The sequence below is a fragment of the Bradyrhizobium sp. 142 genome (genome assembly GCF_023074015.1).
Classification (GTDB): Bacteria; Pseudomonadota; Alphaproteobacteria; order Rhizobiales; family Xanthobacteraceae; genus Bradyrhizobium.
The window spans coordinates 31,192-47,239 of the sequence record NZ_JADPKQ010000073.1 but is presented as its reverse complement, the minus strand read 5'-3'; the positions used below and the strand labels follow the sequence as shown (position 1 = coordinate 47,239).

Here is a 16,048-nt window from a genome sequence, read left to right as displayed (position 1 = left end):
CTCCTCTCCATTAGGCCCATGTTGCACGAAGGACGGGGCCATCGCTCCTTCGCCTTTTTTTGGAACAAGATAATTCAAGCCACAGCCCGTGCGCGATACATCGCGTCGATCTCGGCGGCGTAGCGCTTGTTCACGAAACCGCGCTTCAGCTTCATGGTCGGCGTCAGTTCCTCGTCCTCCGGGGTGAGCTGGCGCTCGATCAGATAGAACTTCTTGATGGTCTCGACGCGAGCGAAATTGCCGTTGACCTCTTCGATCTCGCGCCAGATCAGGTCCTGGACCTGCATCGCCCGGCACAGGCTGGCATAGTTGGTGAAGGGGATGTCGTGGTCCTGCGCGAACTTCTCGACGTTCTCCTGGTCGATCATGATGAGGCAGGTCAAATACGGCCGCTTGTCGCCGATCACCACGGCGTCCGAGATGTAGGGCGAGAATTTGAGCTGGTTCTCGATCTCCGAGGGCGTGATGTTCTTGCCGCCGGAGGTGATGATGATGTCCTTCATCCGGTCGGTGATCCTGATGAAGCCTTCGTTGTCGATGACGCCGACGTCGCCGGTGTGCAGCCAGCCGCGCTGATCGATGGTCTCCGCGGTCTTTTCCGGCTGGTTGAGATAGCCCATGAACAGGAAGTCGCCCCTGATCAGGATCTCGCCCTCCGGCGAAACAGCAACCTCGCCCCAGGGCACTGCCGTGCCGACCGAGCCGAGCCTGATCCGCTCCGCCGGCATCATGGTCGCGACCCCGCAATTCTCGGTCTGGCCGTAGACCTCGTGGATGTTGATGCCGAGCGCGAGATACCAGCGGATCAGGTCCGGCGCGATCGGCGCCGCGCCCGTGAACGCGATCCGGCAGCGGTCGAGCCCGATCATGCGGCGGATGTTGCGGAACACGAGCTGGTAGGCGAGGCGGTTGGCCAGACGCAGCGCCAGCGGCGGCGCCTTGCCCTCGATCCGGCGATCGACCATGCGATAGCCGATCTCGATGGCGCGCCGGTAGACCCATCGCTGGAGCGGCGTGGCATCCTTCAGGGCGATGGTGATGGCGGAATAGAATTTCTCCCAGATCCGCGGCACTGCGAGGAAGACGGTCGGCTGCACCTCGCGCAGATTGTCCGGCACCGTCTCGGGACTCTCGGCGAAATTCATCACCGAGCCGAGCGCAACGGAGATGTAGTAGCCGCCGATCCGCTCGGCGACGTGGCAGAGCGGCAGGAAGATCAGCCGGTCGTCATCCTCCCGTGCCGGAATGAAATCGTTGGCGTGCCGCATCTGATGCGTGACGCTGCGGTTGGCGTGCATGGCGCCTTTGGGCGGGCCGGTCGTGCCGGACGTATAAACGAGAACGGCGAGATCGCCCGCGGCGCGACTGTCGAGCATGTCCTGCCACAGCGCCTCACTGCCGAGCATGTGGTTGCGGCCGAGCGCGCGGAACTCGTCGAGCGACATCACCATGTCGTCGGAGAAACCGCTGAGGCCCTCCATGTCGAACACGATGATCCTCTGCAAGCTGGGACAGCGCGCGCGGCAGGCGAGCACCTTGTCGAGTTGCTCCTCGTCCTCGGCGAAGATCAACTTTGTCCGGGAATCGTTGACGAGATATTCGACCTGGGACGACGCATCGGTCGGATAGATGCCGGAGGACACGCCGCCGGCGCACAGGATGCCCATATCGGCATAGACCCATTCCGGCACCGCGTTGGCGATAATGGAGGCGACGTCGCCGGCGATGAAGCCGGTCGCATGCAGCGCGTAGGCAATCTCTTTTGATATCTCCAGCCACTCGCGCCAACTGGTCGGCTGCCAGATGCCGAACTTCTTCTCGCGGATCGCGGGCCGGTCGCCACGCGTCTCCGCCGCACGCAAAAAGCTCCGTGCGATCGTGTCGGCGACCGTCAGCACCGCCGTTCCGGCCATACGCGTTCCCTCCTTGCCGCTTCTTCTCCGCTGCCTGCCTTGCCGGCGGTCTGTTCTTGCAGATGGGCTAGTCCATTTAACGCCAAATCTTGCTCTAACGCCAAGCCTTGCTCTAACGCCAAGCCTTGCCCTAACGCCAAGTCTTCCTCTAACGCCAAGTTTTCTTCTTTTTCCAGCGCCGCTCGCCTCGCGCGCCTTGTTCCTTGGCGCCAAGGTAGAATTCCTGAATGTCCTTCGAATGCATCAAGCGGTCGCAGGTGTCGTTCATGACGATACGTCCGATCTCTAGCACATAGCCGTAATGCGCCGTCTCCAGCGCCACTTTGGCATTCTGCTCGACCAGCAGGATCGACATGCCCTGCTCTTCGTTGACGCGGCGGATGATCGTGAAGATCTCTTTCACCAGGATTGGCGACAGCCCGAGCGAGGGCTCGTCCAGCAGCAGAAGAGTCGGCCGGTTCATCAGCGCACGGCCGATCGCGAGCATCTGCTGCTCGCCGCCGGAAAGCTGGCCGGCCGGCTGGTTGATGCGCTCTTTCAATCGGGGGAAATAGCCGTAGACCCGCTCCATATCTTCCGCGACGCCGACGCGATCCCGGCGCGGATAGGCACCCATCGTTAGGTTCTCCCGCACCGAGAGGAACGGGAACACCTCGCGTCCCTCCGGCACATGACTGAGGCCGAGCCGCACGATCTTGTCGGCTTCCATGCGCTGGATCGGCTTGCCCATGAATTCGATGGCGCCCTTCTGCGGGTCGAGAATGCCCGAGATCGTCTTGAGCACCGTGGTCTTGCCGGCGCCGTTGGCGCCCAGCAGCGTGACGATGCGGCCGCGCGGCACCTCCAGCGAGATGCCGCGGATCGCCATGATCGGCCCGTAATAGCTCTCGATGTTGGAGAGCTTCAGGATGATCTCGGGGGTTACGGCGGCATCCATCGCGTCAGGCTCCGAGATACGCGGCGACGACGTCGGGATGCTGCTGCACCTCGGCGGGCGAGCCCATCGCCAGCACCCGGCCATAGTTCAGCGCGATGACGCGATCGGAGACGCGGTTGACCAGCGACATGTCGTGCTCGACCATCAGCACAGTGATGCCGAGCTCGTTCTTCAGATCGCGGATCCAGAACGACATGTCGTCGGTCTCCTCGACGTTGAGCCCCGACGAGGGCTCGTCGAGCAGGATCAGCTTCGGCTCCGAGCACAGCGCACGCGCGAGCTCGATCACCTTGCGTACGCCGTAAGGCAGGCCCGAGATCAGCTTGTCGCGATAGGGCTCGAGATCGAGGAATTCGATGACCTGCTCGACGCGGCGGCGATGCAGCTTCTCGTTGGCCCGCACGCTCGGCAGAAATAACAGCTCCTGCCAGAGCTGCGTGGTCGAATGCCGGTGGCGCCCGACCAGGAGATTGGAAAGCACAGTCGCATTCTCGAACAGCTCGATGTTCTGGAAGGTGCGGGCAATGCCAAGCCTGGCGATGTCGTATGGCGGCTGCTCCGTGATGTCCTGGTCCTCGAAGAAGATGCGGCCCGAGGTCGGCTGGTAGATCCGCGAGATCAGGTTGAAGATCGAACTCTTGCCGGCGCCGTTCGGCCCGATGATCGAAAGGATCTCGCCCTTTTCGAGCGCAAAGGACACCGCATCGACCGCCTTGAGCCCGCCGAAATGCAGCGACAAATTCTCGGCGCGAAAATAGCTCATCGGTTGCGCTCCGACTTCACATAGATCTTCTGCCGCTTGAAGGTGGCGCGTTTGTAGAGCGGAAACAGCTGGAAGAAGAGTTTGATCTTCAGCCAGCGGCCGTAAAGCCCGAGCGGCTCGAACAGCACGAACAGCACGATGATGATGCCGTAGATCGCGCCCTTCAAGCCGTTGAGCGAGGCGAAGGCTGCGACCTTGGACTGGACGTTTGCCGCGCTTTGTGTGCCGGCCCCGAATGTTGCGGCGATGCCTGCGATGATGCCGGGCATGTCGTCCTTCAGGTAGGTCAGGAAGGGGTCGATCACCACGATGAAAATCGCGCCGAGCACCGCACCGTGGAGGCTGAAAGTGCCGCCGATCAGGATCACGATGATGAACTCGATCGAGAGCTGCAGCGTGAACATCTCCGGCGAGATGAAGGAGAGCTTGTGCGCGAACAGCACGCCGGCAAAGCCGGTGATCGCCGCCGAGATCGCAAAGGACTTCACCTTATAGAGCGCGACATTGACGCCCATGCTGCGCGCTGCCGTCTCGCTGTCGCGGATCGCGACGAAGGCGCGGCCGGTCGGCGAGCGCAGCAGGTTGAGCGTGCCGACGATGGTGAGCACCAGCACGGCCAGGCAGAGAAAATAGAAGGTCGGGCTGTCGCGCGAGACCGCGACGCCGAGCAGCGACAGCGCCTTGACCCGCATGCCCTCGTTGCCGTTGGTGACGCTCTCCCAGCGCGCCAGGATCTCCTCGACGATGAAGGCGAAGGAGATGGTGGCGATGACGAGATAGATGCCCTGGAGCCGCAGCGCCGGGAAGCCGACCATCGCGCCGATCAGGCCGGTCAGGGCGCCTGCGGCCAGGAAATACACCGGGAACGGCACATTGTACTTCTGGAGATACGCTGCGGTGTAGGCGCCGATCGCCAGGAAGGCGGCATGCCCGAGCGAGGCTTGCCCGGTAAAGCCGGTCAGGATCAGCAGCCCCACGCCGACGGTTGCATAGATGCAGACGAAGACGAGCTGGCTCATCAGATAGCTGGAAAGCACGTAGGGCGCGATCAGCAGCACTGCGAGCAGCACCCCATAGGAGATGACATAGCCCGAATGCGGAAACAGCCTGATGTCGTCTTCATAGTCGGTCTTGAACAGGAAGCGCATCGCGTTCAGACCTTCTTGCGGACGTGAAGGCCGAACAGGCCTTCGGGCTTGAGCAAGAGCACAGCGAGCAGCACGATGTAGGGCGCGACGTCCTTCCAGCCCTCGGCCAGATAGAAGCCCGCCATGCTCTCGATCACGCCGATCAGAACGCCGCCGACCACCGCGCCGGGAATCGAGCCGAAGCCGCCGAGCACGGCCGCTGGAAACGCCTTGAGACCGAGCACGAGACCGACATTGGAGTGGATGAAGGTGATCGGCGCCAGCAGCACGCCGGCGCAGGTCGCGACCGCCGCGCTGATGGCCCAGACGATCGACACCACGCGCTTGACCGGGATGCCCATGTAATAAGCGGCCAGCATGTTCTCGGAACTCGCCCGCATCGCGGTGCCGAGCGTGGTCTTGTTGAAGAAGAGATAGAGCAGTGCGCAGAGGATGACGGTGGCCGATATCACCGAGAGCTTGTCATGGGCGAGCACCAGCGAGCCGATCCGTAGCACGCCCTGGCTGAATGGGGTATCGATCTTGAAATCGTCGGTGCCCCAGATCATGCCGGAGAACGAGCGCAGGAAATAGCCGAGCCCGATCGTCGCCATAATGATGGAGAATTGCGGATAGCCGAGGATCGGCCGCACCACCACGCGTTCGGCCAGCATGCCGAACAGCGCCATGGCGGCCACCGCGGCGGCAAAGCCGACCCAGTAGCTCAGGCCCATCATGCCGATGAAGGTGAAGGCGAAGAAGCCGCCCAGCATCATCAGGTCGCCCTGGGCGAAATTGACGACCTCGGTCGCTTTGTAGACCAGCACGAAGCCGAGCGCGATCAGGCCGTAGACGCAGCCGAGCGCAATACCGCTGACCAGCTGCTGAACGAAATCCAGCATCGCCGCGCATCCTCCCGACGCAACAAGCGGTTCTTCGTGACCGCCTCGTCGCATCTTGTGTCCAGCCGCTACGCAGTCGTTTCGCTGCGTTAGCGCCATTTGTCCGAAACCAATTCAGCCTGAACCGCCAAGCGCTGTCAACAAACGGTGACTTGCCTTTAGTCCAAACCGGATGACGGAATTTGTCGGCCGTAGATTCACGGTGCCGAAACATCTTCAAGTCATGGTCGCGGGCGATGCAAAACCGGATGGTGTGGCCGTCATGAAGCCGGACAACTCGGCACTCGAAGTCCGAGGGTTAACGAAGCGTTTTGACCGTTTGGCCGTCGATGGCCTCGATCTCACCATTCACGCGGGTGAATTCTATGCGCTGGTCGGCCCCAACGGCGCCGGCAAGACCACCACCTTGCGCATGGTTGCAGGGCTATTGCGGCCCGATGCCGGCGCGGTGTCGATCTTCGGCATCGATGCGCTCGTTAATCCGGTCGACGCCAAGCAGGTGATGGCGTGGGTCTCCGACGAGCCCATGATTTATGACAAGCTGACGCCGCTCGAATATCTCGAATTCGTCGCCGGGCTCTGGGGCATCGCGCCGACCGTCTCGGAACCCGTCGCGCAGGAGCTGTTGAGCTCCCTGGGACTCGAGGCGCACCGGCACGAGCGCTGCGAGGGCTTTTCCAAGGGCATGCGCCAGAAGGTCGCTTTGGCCGGCGCACTGGTGCACGATCCCCGCCTCATCATCCTCGACGAGCCGCTGACGGGGCTGGACGCCGTCTCCGCCCGCCATGTGAAGGGACTTCTGAGCGAGCGCGTCCGCGCCGGCTGCACTGTGATCATGACCACGCATATTCTGGAGGTCGCCGAGCGCATGGCCGACCGGATCGGCGTGATCGCATCGGGGCGCCTGGTCGCCGAAGGCACGCTCACCGAGCTGCGCCAGCAGAACGGCAATGCCAACACCAGCCTGGAAGATCTTTTCATTGCGCTGGTGACGCTCCAGGCCGCCGCATGAGCTCGGCAACCGCGCTCTCCTGGTTTGCCCGCCACGAGCTCCGGCTCGCCTGGCGCGAATGGCTCGCCATGATGACCGGCGGCCGGCGCAAGCGGACGCGCGCCGCCGTCATCGGCCTGCTGTTCTTCGCCGCGTTCCTGCACGTGCCGGCCTGGGCGGTGATCGGCCGCTTCGCCGATCTGCAACTGCCACTCGACAAATCCTCCCTGATCGTAATCACGGCGACGATCTTCCTGGCCTGGACGCTGATGCTGTCGCAGGCAATCGAATCGGTGACGCGGGTCTTTTACGCCCGCGCCGACCTCGACCTGATCATGTCATCGCCCGCGACCTTGGCAAATCTGTTCTCGGTTCGCATCGCCGCGATCGCGCTGGCGATCACGATGATGGCGCTGCTGTTCTCGACGCCGTTCATCGACGTGCTGGTGATCGGAGGTGGCGCGCGATGGCTGACCGCCTTCGGCGTCGTCGTCGCCATGGGCCTGTCGGCCGCGGCGATCGCGATTGCCGTCACTATCCTCCTGTTTCAGCTGATCGGCCCGGCGCGGACGCGCTTCGTGGCCCAGATCCTGGCCGCGACCATCGGCGCCGGCTTCGTGATTGCGCTCCAGGTCGCCGCGATCATGTCCTACGGCACGCTGTCGCGCTTCACCATCCTGACCTCCGGTACGGTGGCCGACCATGCTCCCGATGTCGACAGCATCTGGTGGTGGCCCGCGCGGGCGACCATGGGCGACAGCGAGGCGCTGCTGCTGCTTCTGGCGCTTGGGCTCGTGCTGCTCGGAAGCGTGATGGCGATCTTCTCGGGCCGCTTTGCGGATACCGCAATCGATGCCGCCGCTTACGGCAGGTCCGGCCGGAGACGCGCCAAGAAGCGTCGCTTTCGCGGCGGATCGCGGCAGCAGGCGCTGCGGCGCAAGGAATTCATGCTGCTGTGGCGCGATCCCTGGCTGATCTCGCAAACCCTGATGCAGCTGCTCTATCTGGTGCCGCCGGCGCTCCTGCTCTGGCGCAGCTTTGCCGACACCTCCGCGGCGCTGACGCTGATCTCGCCTGTCATCGTCATGGCGGCGGGACAGCTTGCCGGCGGACTGGCCTGGCTGACGATTTCGGGGGAGGACGCTCCCGATCTGGTCGCGACCGCACCATTGACGCCGTCCAGCGTCACCCGCGCCAAGATCGAGGTGGTGCTGATTGCGATCGCCGTCATCTTCAGCCCGCTGGTCGCGACGCTGGCCTCACCCTACCAAGCTGCGATCACTGGGCTCGCAGTTATCATCAGCGCGGCCTCCGCCACCGCGATCCAGCTTTGGTTCCGGGTTCAGGCCCGGCGCAGCCAGTTTCGCCGCCGCCAGACCTCGTCGCGGCTTGCAACTTTCGCGGAAGCTTTCTCGTCCATCGGCTGGGCCGCCACCGCCGCGCTCCTGCTCACCCTGCCTCTCGCCGGCCTCATCAGCGGACTGATCACCGCGAGCCTGATCGCCATCACCTGGAAGTTCAGCCCGCGACGGGAATAGAGATGCGACACTGACGCGCTCTTGATCGCGCCCTGTTGGCCACGCGCTGCATTGCACGCTAGACTTTCCCCGCGCGTCATCGGGACGGATTCATGTGGCGACTTGTTTCGACGGCCCTTGCGCTGCTCGGCGCCTTCCTCACCCCCACCCTCGCCCAGCAGCCACAGCGCAGCGAGTGCCTGGCGATGGCGAATGCGGCGCCGCGCGCGATGCCGGTGGCGTTGCGGCAGGCGGCGAGTGCGGCCGAGGTCGAAATCACCTATGCCGGCCATTCCACCTATTTTATCGACACGCCGGGCGGCGTGCGCATCGCCACCGACTATAGCGGCGCCTATCAGGTCGGCCGGCTCCCCGACGTCGCCACCATGAACCGGGCCCACAGCACCCATTACAGTTTATTCCCGGACAGGCGCATTCCCCACGTGCTGCATGGCTGGGGCGAGGACGGCAAGCCGGCCATCGTGTCGGAACGGATCGGTGACACCTTCATCCGCAACGTCACCACCGACATCCGGCGTTATTTCGGCGACGATTCCGGCGCCGACATGATCCGCGACGGCAATTCGATCTTTATCTTCGAGGTCGCCGGCCTCTGCATCGGCCATCTCGGTCATCTCCACCACAAGCTCGACGACAGCCATTTCGCCCAGATCGGACGGCTCGACATCGTGATGGTGCCGATCGACGGCACCTACACCATGTCGCTGGACGGCATCTCCGAGATCACCAAACGCTTGCGTGCCTCGGTGGTGCTGCCCATGCACCGCTTCGCCACCCCGCTCGACGATTTCATGCGCGGGATCGGTCAGCAGTTTGAGATCGACCGGCGCACCGAGCGCAGTTTCCGGATGTCGCGGAATGGGCTGCCGTCGACGCCGACGGTGATCATCCTCGACGGCGTGTGACGCGCAATTTTCTCCAAGCCGGCTTCGGTTCGTTCGTGCTGATCTCGTTTAAAACAGGAGATCGACATGAGCGACTTTGCGAGACTTTTGCACGCGGCCGGACCGAATCCGGAGCACAAAGCAGCGCTCCAGCTTTACGGCCGTTTCGTCGGCGACTGGGATGCCGAGATCACAGCCCACGGACCTGATGGGACGACGCACACCGCCCCCGGCGAAATCCATTTCGGCTGGGTGCTGGAAGGCCGCGCCGTCCAGGATGTCTGGATCATCCCGCGCCCGGCCGGTACCCCGGCATTTCCGGTCGCCGGCAACTGGTACGGCACGACGTTGCGGGTCTACGATCCGACCATCGATGCATGGCGAATATCCTGGTTCGATCCCGGGCGCAGCGTGTTCCGCCAGCAGATCGGCCGCCCGCGCGGCACGGATATCGTGCAGGAAGGCACGAGCGAATCGGGCGGCCTGACACGCTGGAGCTTTACCGAGATCACCGACGACTCCTTCCATTGGCTTGGCGAGGTGAAGCCGGGCGCGGCGATGGATTGGCGGCTGGTGGTGGACGTGAGGGCGAAGCGACGCATCCGGTAGGGCCATCGCGAAAAGAGGGGCCGGAATTATCATCCCGACCCCTCTTCCCTCGTAGCCGCTGGGAAGCGTCCTTGAAATGTTATCGTTTGAGTTCTAGCCGGCACCCATCAGCGAGGCGGGACGGCGTTCGCCAGCGGAGACGAACATTCGCTTGAGCTTGTTGACGGCGCGGATCAGGAATCCGATCATCACGGGATTGGTCTTGCGGCAGAAGGCGATCTTCTTGACGTGGCCTTCGACATGCCATTTGGCATGGGCGCCGTCGCGGAAGAAAATGACGTCGCCGGGGCCGTAGCGCTTGGGCGGCATGCCGTCGCTTTCGAGCACGATCGATCCTTCCATGATCATGATCGTCTCGTCGATGTCGTAGTACCAGTTGAAGCGGCCTTCGGTGCAGGCCCAGATGATGGTCTGGGCCGTGCCATCGGCGCTGGTGGACAGGACGTGCGAGCGCGAGACCGGATTGCCCTCGATGATCCAGGTCGGTTCGATTGGCCGCAGCTCGAGATCCACATTGCAATTACCGATTTCAATCAATGCGCGCGACATCTTTCTTCCCCCGGGGGATATAATATGTATGGCCGGGTCTCGGCCCGGATTGTCTCAAAAGATGTTGGAACGCTAGTAGCCGGCTTTTAATTCTTTCTTACGCAGGCTCCGAAAATCAGCCGCAAGTTGCATGTGCGGAGTGGTTAACGTCGGAATTTCCCTGCAAATTTGAGCACATGAACCCATCTTTTCCGGGGTGCGACAAAACGCGCGAATGCACCAAGATGGAGCCACGCCGATGCCCCTGACCCCCGAGGTCCTGACAGACAACAGCGAGGTCGTCGCGTGGCTCGGCAGCTTCGACGTCTCGTTCGCGCCGGACAAGGAGCCCTGGTTTGCCATCGACGGCATCGAAAAGGCCCGGCAGGTCGGCAGCGATGGCTCGGGCGGCGCCTTCGTGCTGCTGCCGTCACAGGATGTGCTCTACGTCTCGTCGGAAGGCCGCGCCGGGATCATCGCAGGCACGTTCGAGGCGTTCGTCCAGCTCGTCGTCGCCCGACCCTATTGGCTGGATGTCCTCAAATTCTCGGCCGGCGGCGACCTTGCGGAAATGCGGCGGGCTGCAGATGCGCTGGAGGCGACACTCGAGGACGAGGACGACGTCAACGAGGCCCGCGAGGCCATCCGCGACGCGCTCGATTTGCCGGAAGCGGGCGATCCGGTCGGCGCGCTGTACGATGCGGTCGCGGCCTCCGACGCCATCGTGCGAGCCACCGACGGCAGCCCGTTCACGACACTGTTCAACCATTTCAGCATCGACAGCAATCCAATGCTGCGTACCGCGGCGGCATGAAATGTGGTGAGGCAAGGCCGTTGCCGGTCGGACTGTTCACTTCTCTCCGAAGGTGCCGGCAACCGCGTGTAACGTCAGTGCTTGGGCGCTGGAGCTTCCACCAACGTCATGCCCGGGCTTGTCCCGGGCATCCACGTTCTTTGTGCCGCAAGACGTTGATGGCCGGGACAAGCCCGGCCATGACGAGCCCGCAAGCCCTACTTCGCCCACTCGCCCTTGCGGAACACCGGGACCTTGCTGCCGTCGGCCAGGATGCCGTCGATGTCGGTCTCGGCCGAGCCAATCATCCAGTCGATATGGATCAGGCTCTGGTTGCCGCCCTGCGCCGCGATCTGTTGCGGCGTGAGCTGCGCGCCATTGACGAAGCATTTCGAATAACACTGGCCGAGCGCGATGTGCGACGCAGCGTTCTCATCGAACAGCGTATTGTAGAACAGCAGCCCGCTCTGCGAGATCGGCGAGGAATGCGGCACTAGCGCCACCTCGCCGAGCCGGCGCGCGCCCTCGTCGGTGTCGAGCACCTTGTTCAGAACTTCCGCGCCACGCGAGGCCTTGGCGTCGACGATCCTGCCGTCCTCGAAACGCACCGCGATGTTGTCGATCAGCGTGCCCTGGTAGGACAACGGCTTCGAGCTCACGACATGGCCATAGACCCGCCGGCAATGCGGCGTCGTGAAGACTTCCTCGGTCGGAATATTGGCATTGCAGCTGATGCCGTTCTTGGAGAGCGACGCGCCGCCCTCCCACTCATGGCCGTCGGCAAGCCCGATGGTGAGATCGATGCCGGGACCTGTGTATTGGAGCGCGCGGAAACGCTGGCCGTTGAGCCAGTTGGTGCGCTCGCGCAGCACCGCATTGTGGCTGGCCCAGTTGGCCATCGCGTCCTCGCGGTCGACGCGGGACGCCGCGAAGATGGCGTCGGCGAGCTTTCCGATCGCAACCTCCTCGGAATCGTTGGGGAATACCTGCTTGGCCCAGGACGGGCTCGGATAAGCAATGATGTTCCAGTTGGTGTCGAAATTGACGATTTTCTCCAGCGCCGGCTGATAGGCCATGGAATTGGCTTTGCTGGCGCGCGCCACCTTCGAGGGATCCTCACCCGACAGCAGCATGGGATTGTCGCCGACGATGGCGAGTCGCGCGGTGTTGTCGGCGAAGGCCTTCGCCATGCCCTCGTAGAGCCAGCCGGCGGCGCGATCGAAACTGTTGTCATGGCCGTGACGGTAACGTGCCAGCGTCATCTCTTCGTCCGACAGGATCGGCGTCACGATGCCGACGCCGGCCTTGTAGGCGTGCACGGCGATCCGCCGCACCAGCGGCAGCGCGATCGCCGGCGCCGTCAGGAGAAGATCCTGCCCCGGCCGCAAGCCCAGGCCCACCTTCACCGCCACCTCGGCCAGCCGGTCGAGTTTCACAGGATCGATGGGAGTCGAGGTGATGCGTTGATCGGTCATGCCGGGTCCTCTGCCGAAAGTCTCTTTCATCTAAGTCTAGCATCCCAAGGCGCAATAGTGCGAGCATCTTGAGATGCTCAGAAGATACGCAGTTTCACGCATTTTGGTTTTCAACGCGTTGCCGATTTCAGCACGCGGTCGACCATGGCGGGAGCAAGGCCGAGGTAATTTTTCGGTGAGGTGAGCGCCTCGATGGAGGCGCGATCGATGCGGCTCGATATCCTCGGATCAGCGGACAGCGCATCCGCAAGGCTCGAACCGGTTTCGTTGGCCTGCCGGCACGCGTCATAAACCACGTCATGGGCTTCCTGGCGGCCGAGTTGCGGCGCGAGCCCCATCATCACGGCCTCTGCGACGATCAGGCCGCGGCTGATGGCGAGATTTTCGTTCATCTTCGCTTCGTCCACGACGAGCCCCGCGAGCGCGAACTTTGCCTGGTGCAGGGCGCCGGCGGTCAGCACGAAACTTTCGGGGATCGCCATCCATTCGGCGTGCCAGGGACCGGTGGCGCGCTCGAAATCCTGCACCATGGCGTCCAGCATCAGGCCGGCGTGCTGGCGCACCGCTTTGGACGCCGCGAACATCAGTTCCGAGGAGATCGGGTTGCGCTTCTGCGGCATGGTCGAGGAGGCCCCGCGCCCCTTGACGAACGGCTCGTAGACTTCGGCGAATTCGGTCGAGGCCATGATCATGATGTCGAGCGCGATCTTGCCGAGCGAGCCGGTGACGAGCGCGAGAAAATTCACGGCCTCGGCAAAACCGTCACGGGCGACGTGCCAGGTCGAAGCGGGAACGCCGAGCTTCAACTCGGCGCAGAGTGCCTCCTGCACCTCAAAGCCCCTGTCGCCGAGCGAGGCCAGCGTGCCCGCCGCACCGGCGAACTGGCCGACCAGGACGCGAGGCTTCAATTGTGCCAGACGTTCGGCGTGGCGGTCGAACATCGCAAGCCAGATCGCGGTCTTGTAGCCAAAAGTCACCGGCAAGGCCTGCTGGAGATGGGTGCGGCCCGCCATCGGCGTGTCGCGATACCGCTTTGACAGGTCTGCGAGGATACCGCGCAGCGCGGCAATGTCCCGTTCGATGATATCGAGCCCTGCGCGCAGTTGCAGCACCACGGCGGTGTCCATGATATCCTGCGTGGTTGCGCCCCAATGCACGTAGCGGCCGGCATTGCCGCATTGCTTCACCATCTGGTGCACCAGCGGCAGGATCGGATAGCCGACGATGTCGGTCTCCTGCCGCAACAGATCGAGATCGAACGCGGCGACGTCGGTGCGCGCAGCAATCGCCTCGGCAGCTTCTTGCGGGATCACGCCGCATTTGGCTTGCGCCTTCGCCAGCGCCACCTCGACCTCGGCATAGCGCGAGACCAGCGCGATGTCGAAAAACACCTCCCGCATCTGCGGCGTGCCGAAGGCGTCGCGGAACAGGATGGAATCGAGGACGGTGGTCGAAGCGGGAAATGCGGGCATGGGCGTTTCTTTGTGGTTGGTATGCTTTGTATGCATCGGTGCAGCTTACGCGCGCGAAGCTGTTCGGCAATGGACTTTCGCGGACCGCCACACATTGAATGTCGTGCAATGCTGTCCTGCCGCCCCGCCAAAGCTTCCGCAGCACTGCTGCGCTCGTCATTCCGGAGCCGCGCCATTTGGCGCGAACCCGGAATCCATTTATCCGCTCCGTGTGCTGCGCGATGGATTCCGGGCTCGCGTTTCCGCGCCCCGGAATGACGGAGTTACCGACAACGGAGGTTCTTTGGCGCGCAGGTGGCTGATCGGGGCCGTTGGCCCGGATCAAGTCGCCCGATAAGTTGGCCGGAGCCGCCACATTCTCGCATCAGTTGTATTCCTGCCCGCAAATGGCATGGCAGCCATCTTGCGATAGCAGTGAACCAAGCCGCGCCTCGGCGGACTCACAGACTTGGGTCGAAATCATTTTCTTTTGTAATTGCCTGATATTGCCATGAGGCCTGAGTTTTCGACGTGCAGTTCCTATTCCGGGATCACCTTCTCGACACCAATTTGCGCGAGCTAAGCCGCGCGCAGGTTCCCATTGCCGTGGAGCCGCAGGTTTTCGATCTCGTGGTCCACCTCATGGAAAACCGCGACCGTGTCGTTAGCAAGGATGAGCTGATCGACAAGATCTGGCACGGACGCAGCGTCTCCGAATCCACCCTGACCAGCCGGATCAATGCGGCGCGCAAGGCAGTCGGCGACAACGGCGCCAGCCAGGCGCTGATCCGCACCATCGCGCGCAAGGGCTTTCGGTTCGTCGGCGACGTCGAGACCAAGTGCGTCGCGGCCGTGCCGGAACCGGGCCGTGGGATGACGCCGCCGCAGGCCACGCTCGCGCTGCCTGACCGCCCCGCGATCGCCGTGCTGCCTTTCACCAATATGAGCGGCGACCGCGAGCAGGACTATTTTTCCGACGGGATCAGCGAGGACATCATCACCGCGCTGTCGAAGCTGCGCTGGTTCTTCGTCGTCGCCCGCAACTCCTCCTTCGTCTACAAGGGCCGCCCCGTGCACATCCACGAGATCGCGCGCGAGCTCGGCGTGCGCTACGTGGTCGAGGGCAGCGTGCGGCGGAGCGGCGACCGGCTGCGTATCTCGGCGCAGCTCAACGACGTTTCGACCGGCAGCCATCTCTGGGCCGAGCGCTACGACCGCGACCTCGCCGACGTCTTCGCCGTGCAGGACGAGATCACCGAGGCGATCGTCGCCGCGGTCGAGCCGCAGCTCTATGCCGCCGAAAGCTTTCGCGCGCAGCAGAAGCCGCCGGGCAGCCTGGATGCCTGGGACCTTGTGATGCGCGCGCTGTCGCATTACTGGCGCGTCACGCGCGAGGACAATGCAGCGGCGCAAGCGCTGCTCGAACAGGCGATCGCCATCGACCCGGCCTATGGCAAGGCGCTGGGCCTGCTCGCGACCAGTCATATTTTCGGCGCGCATATGGGCTGGGCCGACATGGGCGCGAGCGTGCCGGTCGCGGAAGCCGCGGCGCTTGCGGCCGTGGAGGCCGATCGCGAGGATGCCTGGGCGCATCACGGCCTCGCCTATGGCTATCTGTTTCGCCGCCGCTTCGACGATGCGCTGGCGGAGTTCGAGCTGGTGCTCGCGCTCAATCCGAATTTCGCGATGGCGCACGCCTTTCACGGCGTGACGCTGTGCTACGCGGGCCGGTGGCAGGACGGCGATGCCGCCGCGCGCCGCGCGCTGCGGCTGAGCCCGCGCGATCCAATGGCGGCGATCTATTGCGGCGTCGCCGCCTACGCCCAGTTCATCGGCCGCAATTATGAGGGAGCCGTGCAAATGGCGCGCGAGTCGATGCGTCAACGCAGCGATTTCGTCGGCGCACACCGCGTGCTGACGGCCGCCGCCGGCATGCTCGGCGATCCCGTGCGCGCCGCTTCCGCGCTGGACGGACTGCGCCGCGCCCAGCCAGGAGTCTCACTCGCCTGGATCACAAGCGAGCTGCCGATGCTGCGGGAAGAGGATCGGGAGCATTATCTCGAGGGATTTCGGCGAGCGGGGATGAGGTGACGAACTTCTCCCTCTCCCCGCTTGCGGCCACTCCAGGGGAGGGTGG

Annotated in this window: 14 protein-coding genes; 6 read left to right on the top strand and 8 right to left on the bottom strand. The window is 63.6% G+C overall.

Annotated features, from left to right (window positions below; genetic code table 11):
* Positions 1-74: 74 nt before the first annotated feature.
* From IVA82_RS07730 to IVA82_RS07710, 5 genes are all read right to left on the bottom strand, one after another.
* Complete coding sequence (locus IVA82_RS07730) at positions 75-1,913, bottom strand: AMP-dependent synthetase/ligase (RefSeq protein WP_247387661.1); 1,839 nt, start codon at positions 1,911-1,913, stop codon at positions 75-77.
* 148 nt (positions 1,914-2,061) lie between these two features.
* Entirely contained in the window at positions 2,062-2,850 is a 789-nt protein-coding gene (locus IVA82_RS07725) for an ABC transporter ATP-binding protein (RefSeq protein WP_148743256.1), read from the bottom strand.
* Between the two features lie 4 nt (positions 2,851-2,854).
* Positions 2,855-3,613 carry an ABC transporter ATP-binding protein gene (locus tag IVA82_RS07720; protein WP_148743257.1) on the bottom strand — a complete coding sequence of 253 codons (759 nt, stop codon included), beginning with the start codon at positions 3,611-3,613 and terminating at the stop codon, positions 2,855-2,857.
* The gene (locus IVA82_RS07715; protein ID WP_247387660.1) at positions 3,610-4,761 is read right to left on the bottom strand and encodes a branched-chain amino acid ABC transporter permease; all 1,152 of its coding nucleotides are present in this window, start codon (positions 4,759-4,761) and stop codon (positions 3,610-3,612) included. Before IVA82_RS07715 ends, IVA82_RS07720 begins: the two co-directional genes overlap by 4 nt.
* Before the next feature lie 5 nt (positions 4,762-4,766).
* Entirely contained in the window at positions 4,767-5,642 is an 876-nt protein-coding gene (locus tag IVA82_RS07710; protein WP_247387658.1) for a branched-chain amino acid ABC transporter permease, read from the bottom strand.
* 262 nt (positions 5,643-5,904) lie between these two features.
* Between IVA82_RS07710 and IVA82_RS07705 the strand changes: the two genes are divergently transcribed.
* From IVA82_RS07705 to IVA82_RS07690, 4 genes are all read left to right on the top strand, one after another.
* Positions 5,905-6,654, top strand: coding sequence for an ABC transporter ATP-binding protein (locus tag IVA82_RS07705; protein WP_247387663.1), 750 nt, complete (start codon positions 5,905-5,907; stop codon positions 6,652-6,654).
* Complete coding sequence (locus tag IVA82_RS07700) at positions 6,651-8,171, top strand: permease (protein WP_247387657.1); 1,521 nt, start codon at positions 6,651-6,653, stop codon at positions 8,169-8,171. Before IVA82_RS07705 ends, IVA82_RS07700 begins: the two co-directional genes overlap by 4 nt.
* Positions 8,172-8,263: 92 nt before the next feature.
* Positions 8,264-9,076, top strand: coding sequence for an MBL fold metallo-hydrolase (locus tag IVA82_RS07695; protein WP_247387656.1), 813 nt, complete (start codon positions 8,264-8,266; stop codon positions 9,074-9,076).
* Positions 9,077-9,142: 66 nt separating this feature from the next.
* Complete coding sequence (locus IVA82_RS07690; RefSeq protein ID WP_247387654.1) at positions 9,143-9,664, top strand: hypothetical protein; 522 nt, start codon at positions 9,143-9,145, stop codon at positions 9,662-9,664.
* Between the two features lie 93 nt (positions 9,665-9,757).
* On the opposite strand, the gene IVA82_RS07685 is transcribed toward IVA82_RS07690, so the two are convergent.
* Complete coding sequence (locus tag IVA82_RS07685; RefSeq protein ID WP_247387653.1) at positions 9,758-10,213, bottom strand: cupin domain-containing protein; 456 nt, start codon at positions 10,211-10,213, stop codon at positions 9,758-9,760.
* Positions 10,214-10,451: 238 nt separating this feature from the next.
* On the opposite strand from IVA82_RS07685, the gene IVA82_RS07680 reads away from it, so the two are divergent.
* Positions 10,452-11,006: a hypothetical protein gene (locus IVA82_RS07680; protein ID WP_247387651.1), complete on the top strand. Its 555-nt coding sequence runs from the start codon at positions 10,452-10,454 to the stop codon at positions 11,004-11,006.
* 197 nt (positions 11,007-11,203) lie between these two features.
* Here the strand turns inward: IVA82_RS07680 and IVA82_RS07675 are convergent, their stop codons facing one another.
* Entirely contained in the window at positions 11,204-12,460 is a 1,257-nt protein-coding gene (locus IVA82_RS07675) for an aminopeptidase (protein WP_247387650.1), read from the bottom strand.
* 110 nt (positions 12,461-12,570) lie between these two features.
* Complete coding sequence (gene pcaB / locus IVA82_RS07670) at positions 12,571-13,932, bottom strand: 3-carboxy-cis,cis-muconate cycloisomerase (RefSeq protein ID WP_247387649.1); 1,362 nt, start codon at positions 13,930-13,932, stop codon at positions 12,571-12,573.
* A gap of 510 nt (positions 13,933-14,442) precedes the next feature.
* Between pcaB and IVA82_RS07665 the strand changes: the two genes are divergently transcribed.
* Positions 14,443-16,002 (top strand): winged helix-turn-helix domain-containing tetratricopeptide repeat protein, encoded by a 1,560-nt coding sequence (locus IVA82_RS07665; RefSeq protein WP_247387647.1) that lies wholly within the window; start codon positions 14,443-14,445, stop codon positions 16,000-16,002.
* The last annotated feature ends 46 nt before the right edge of the window (positions 16,003-16,048 follow it).

Bases quoted from the DNA above. Each gene is read 5' to 3' on its own strand.
- IVA82_RS07725 (WP_148743256.1), bottom strand. From the start codon at position 2,850: ATGGATGCCGCCGTAACCCCCGAGATCATCCTGAAGCTCTCCAACATC.
- IVA82_RS07680 (WP_247387651.1), top strand. From the start codon at position 10,452: ATGCCCCTGACCCCCGAGGTCCTGACAGACAACAGCGAGGTCGTCGCG.
- IVA82_RS07730 (WP_247387661.1), bottom strand. From the start codon at position 1,913: ATGGCCGGAACGGCGGTGCTGACGGTCGCCGACACGATCGCACGGAGC.
- IVA82_RS07710 (WP_247387658.1), bottom strand. From the start codon at position 5,642: ATGCTGGATTTCGTTCAGCAGCTGGTCAGCGGTATTGCGCTCGGCTGC.
- IVA82_RS07700 (WP_247387657.1), top strand. From the start codon at position 6,651: ATGAGCTCGGCAACCGCGCTCTCCTGGTTTGCCCGCCACGAGCTCCGG.
- IVA82_RS07720 (WP_148743257.1), bottom strand. From the start codon at position 3,613: ATGAGCTATTTTCGCGCCGAGAATTTGTCGCTGCATTTCGGCGGGCTC.
- IVA82_RS07675 (WP_247387650.1), bottom strand. From the start codon at position 12,460: ATGACCGATCAACGCATCACCTCGACTCCCATCGATCCTGTGAAACTC.
- pcaB (WP_247387649.1), bottom strand. From the start codon at position 13,932: ATGCCCGCATTTCCCGCTTCGACCACCGTCCTCGATTCCATCCTGTTC.
- IVA82_RS07715 (WP_247387660.1), bottom strand. From the start codon at position 4,761: ATGCGCTTCCTGTTCAAGACCGACTATGAAGACGACATCAGGCTGTTT.
- IVA82_RS07690 (WP_247387654.1), top strand. From the start codon at position 9,143: ATGAGCGACTTTGCGAGACTTTTGCACGCGGCCGGACCGAATCCGGAG.
- IVA82_RS07685 (WP_247387653.1), bottom strand. From the start codon at position 10,213: ATGTCGCGCGCATTGATTGAAATCGGTAATTGCAATGTGGATCTCGAG.
- IVA82_RS07695 (WP_247387656.1), top strand. From the start codon at position 8,264: ATGTGGCGACTTGTTTCGACGGCCCTTGCGCTGCTCGGCGCCTTCCTC.
- IVA82_RS07705 (WP_247387663.1), top strand. From the start codon at position 5,905: ATGAAGCCGGACAACTCGGCACTCGAAGTCCGAGGGTTAACGAAGCGT.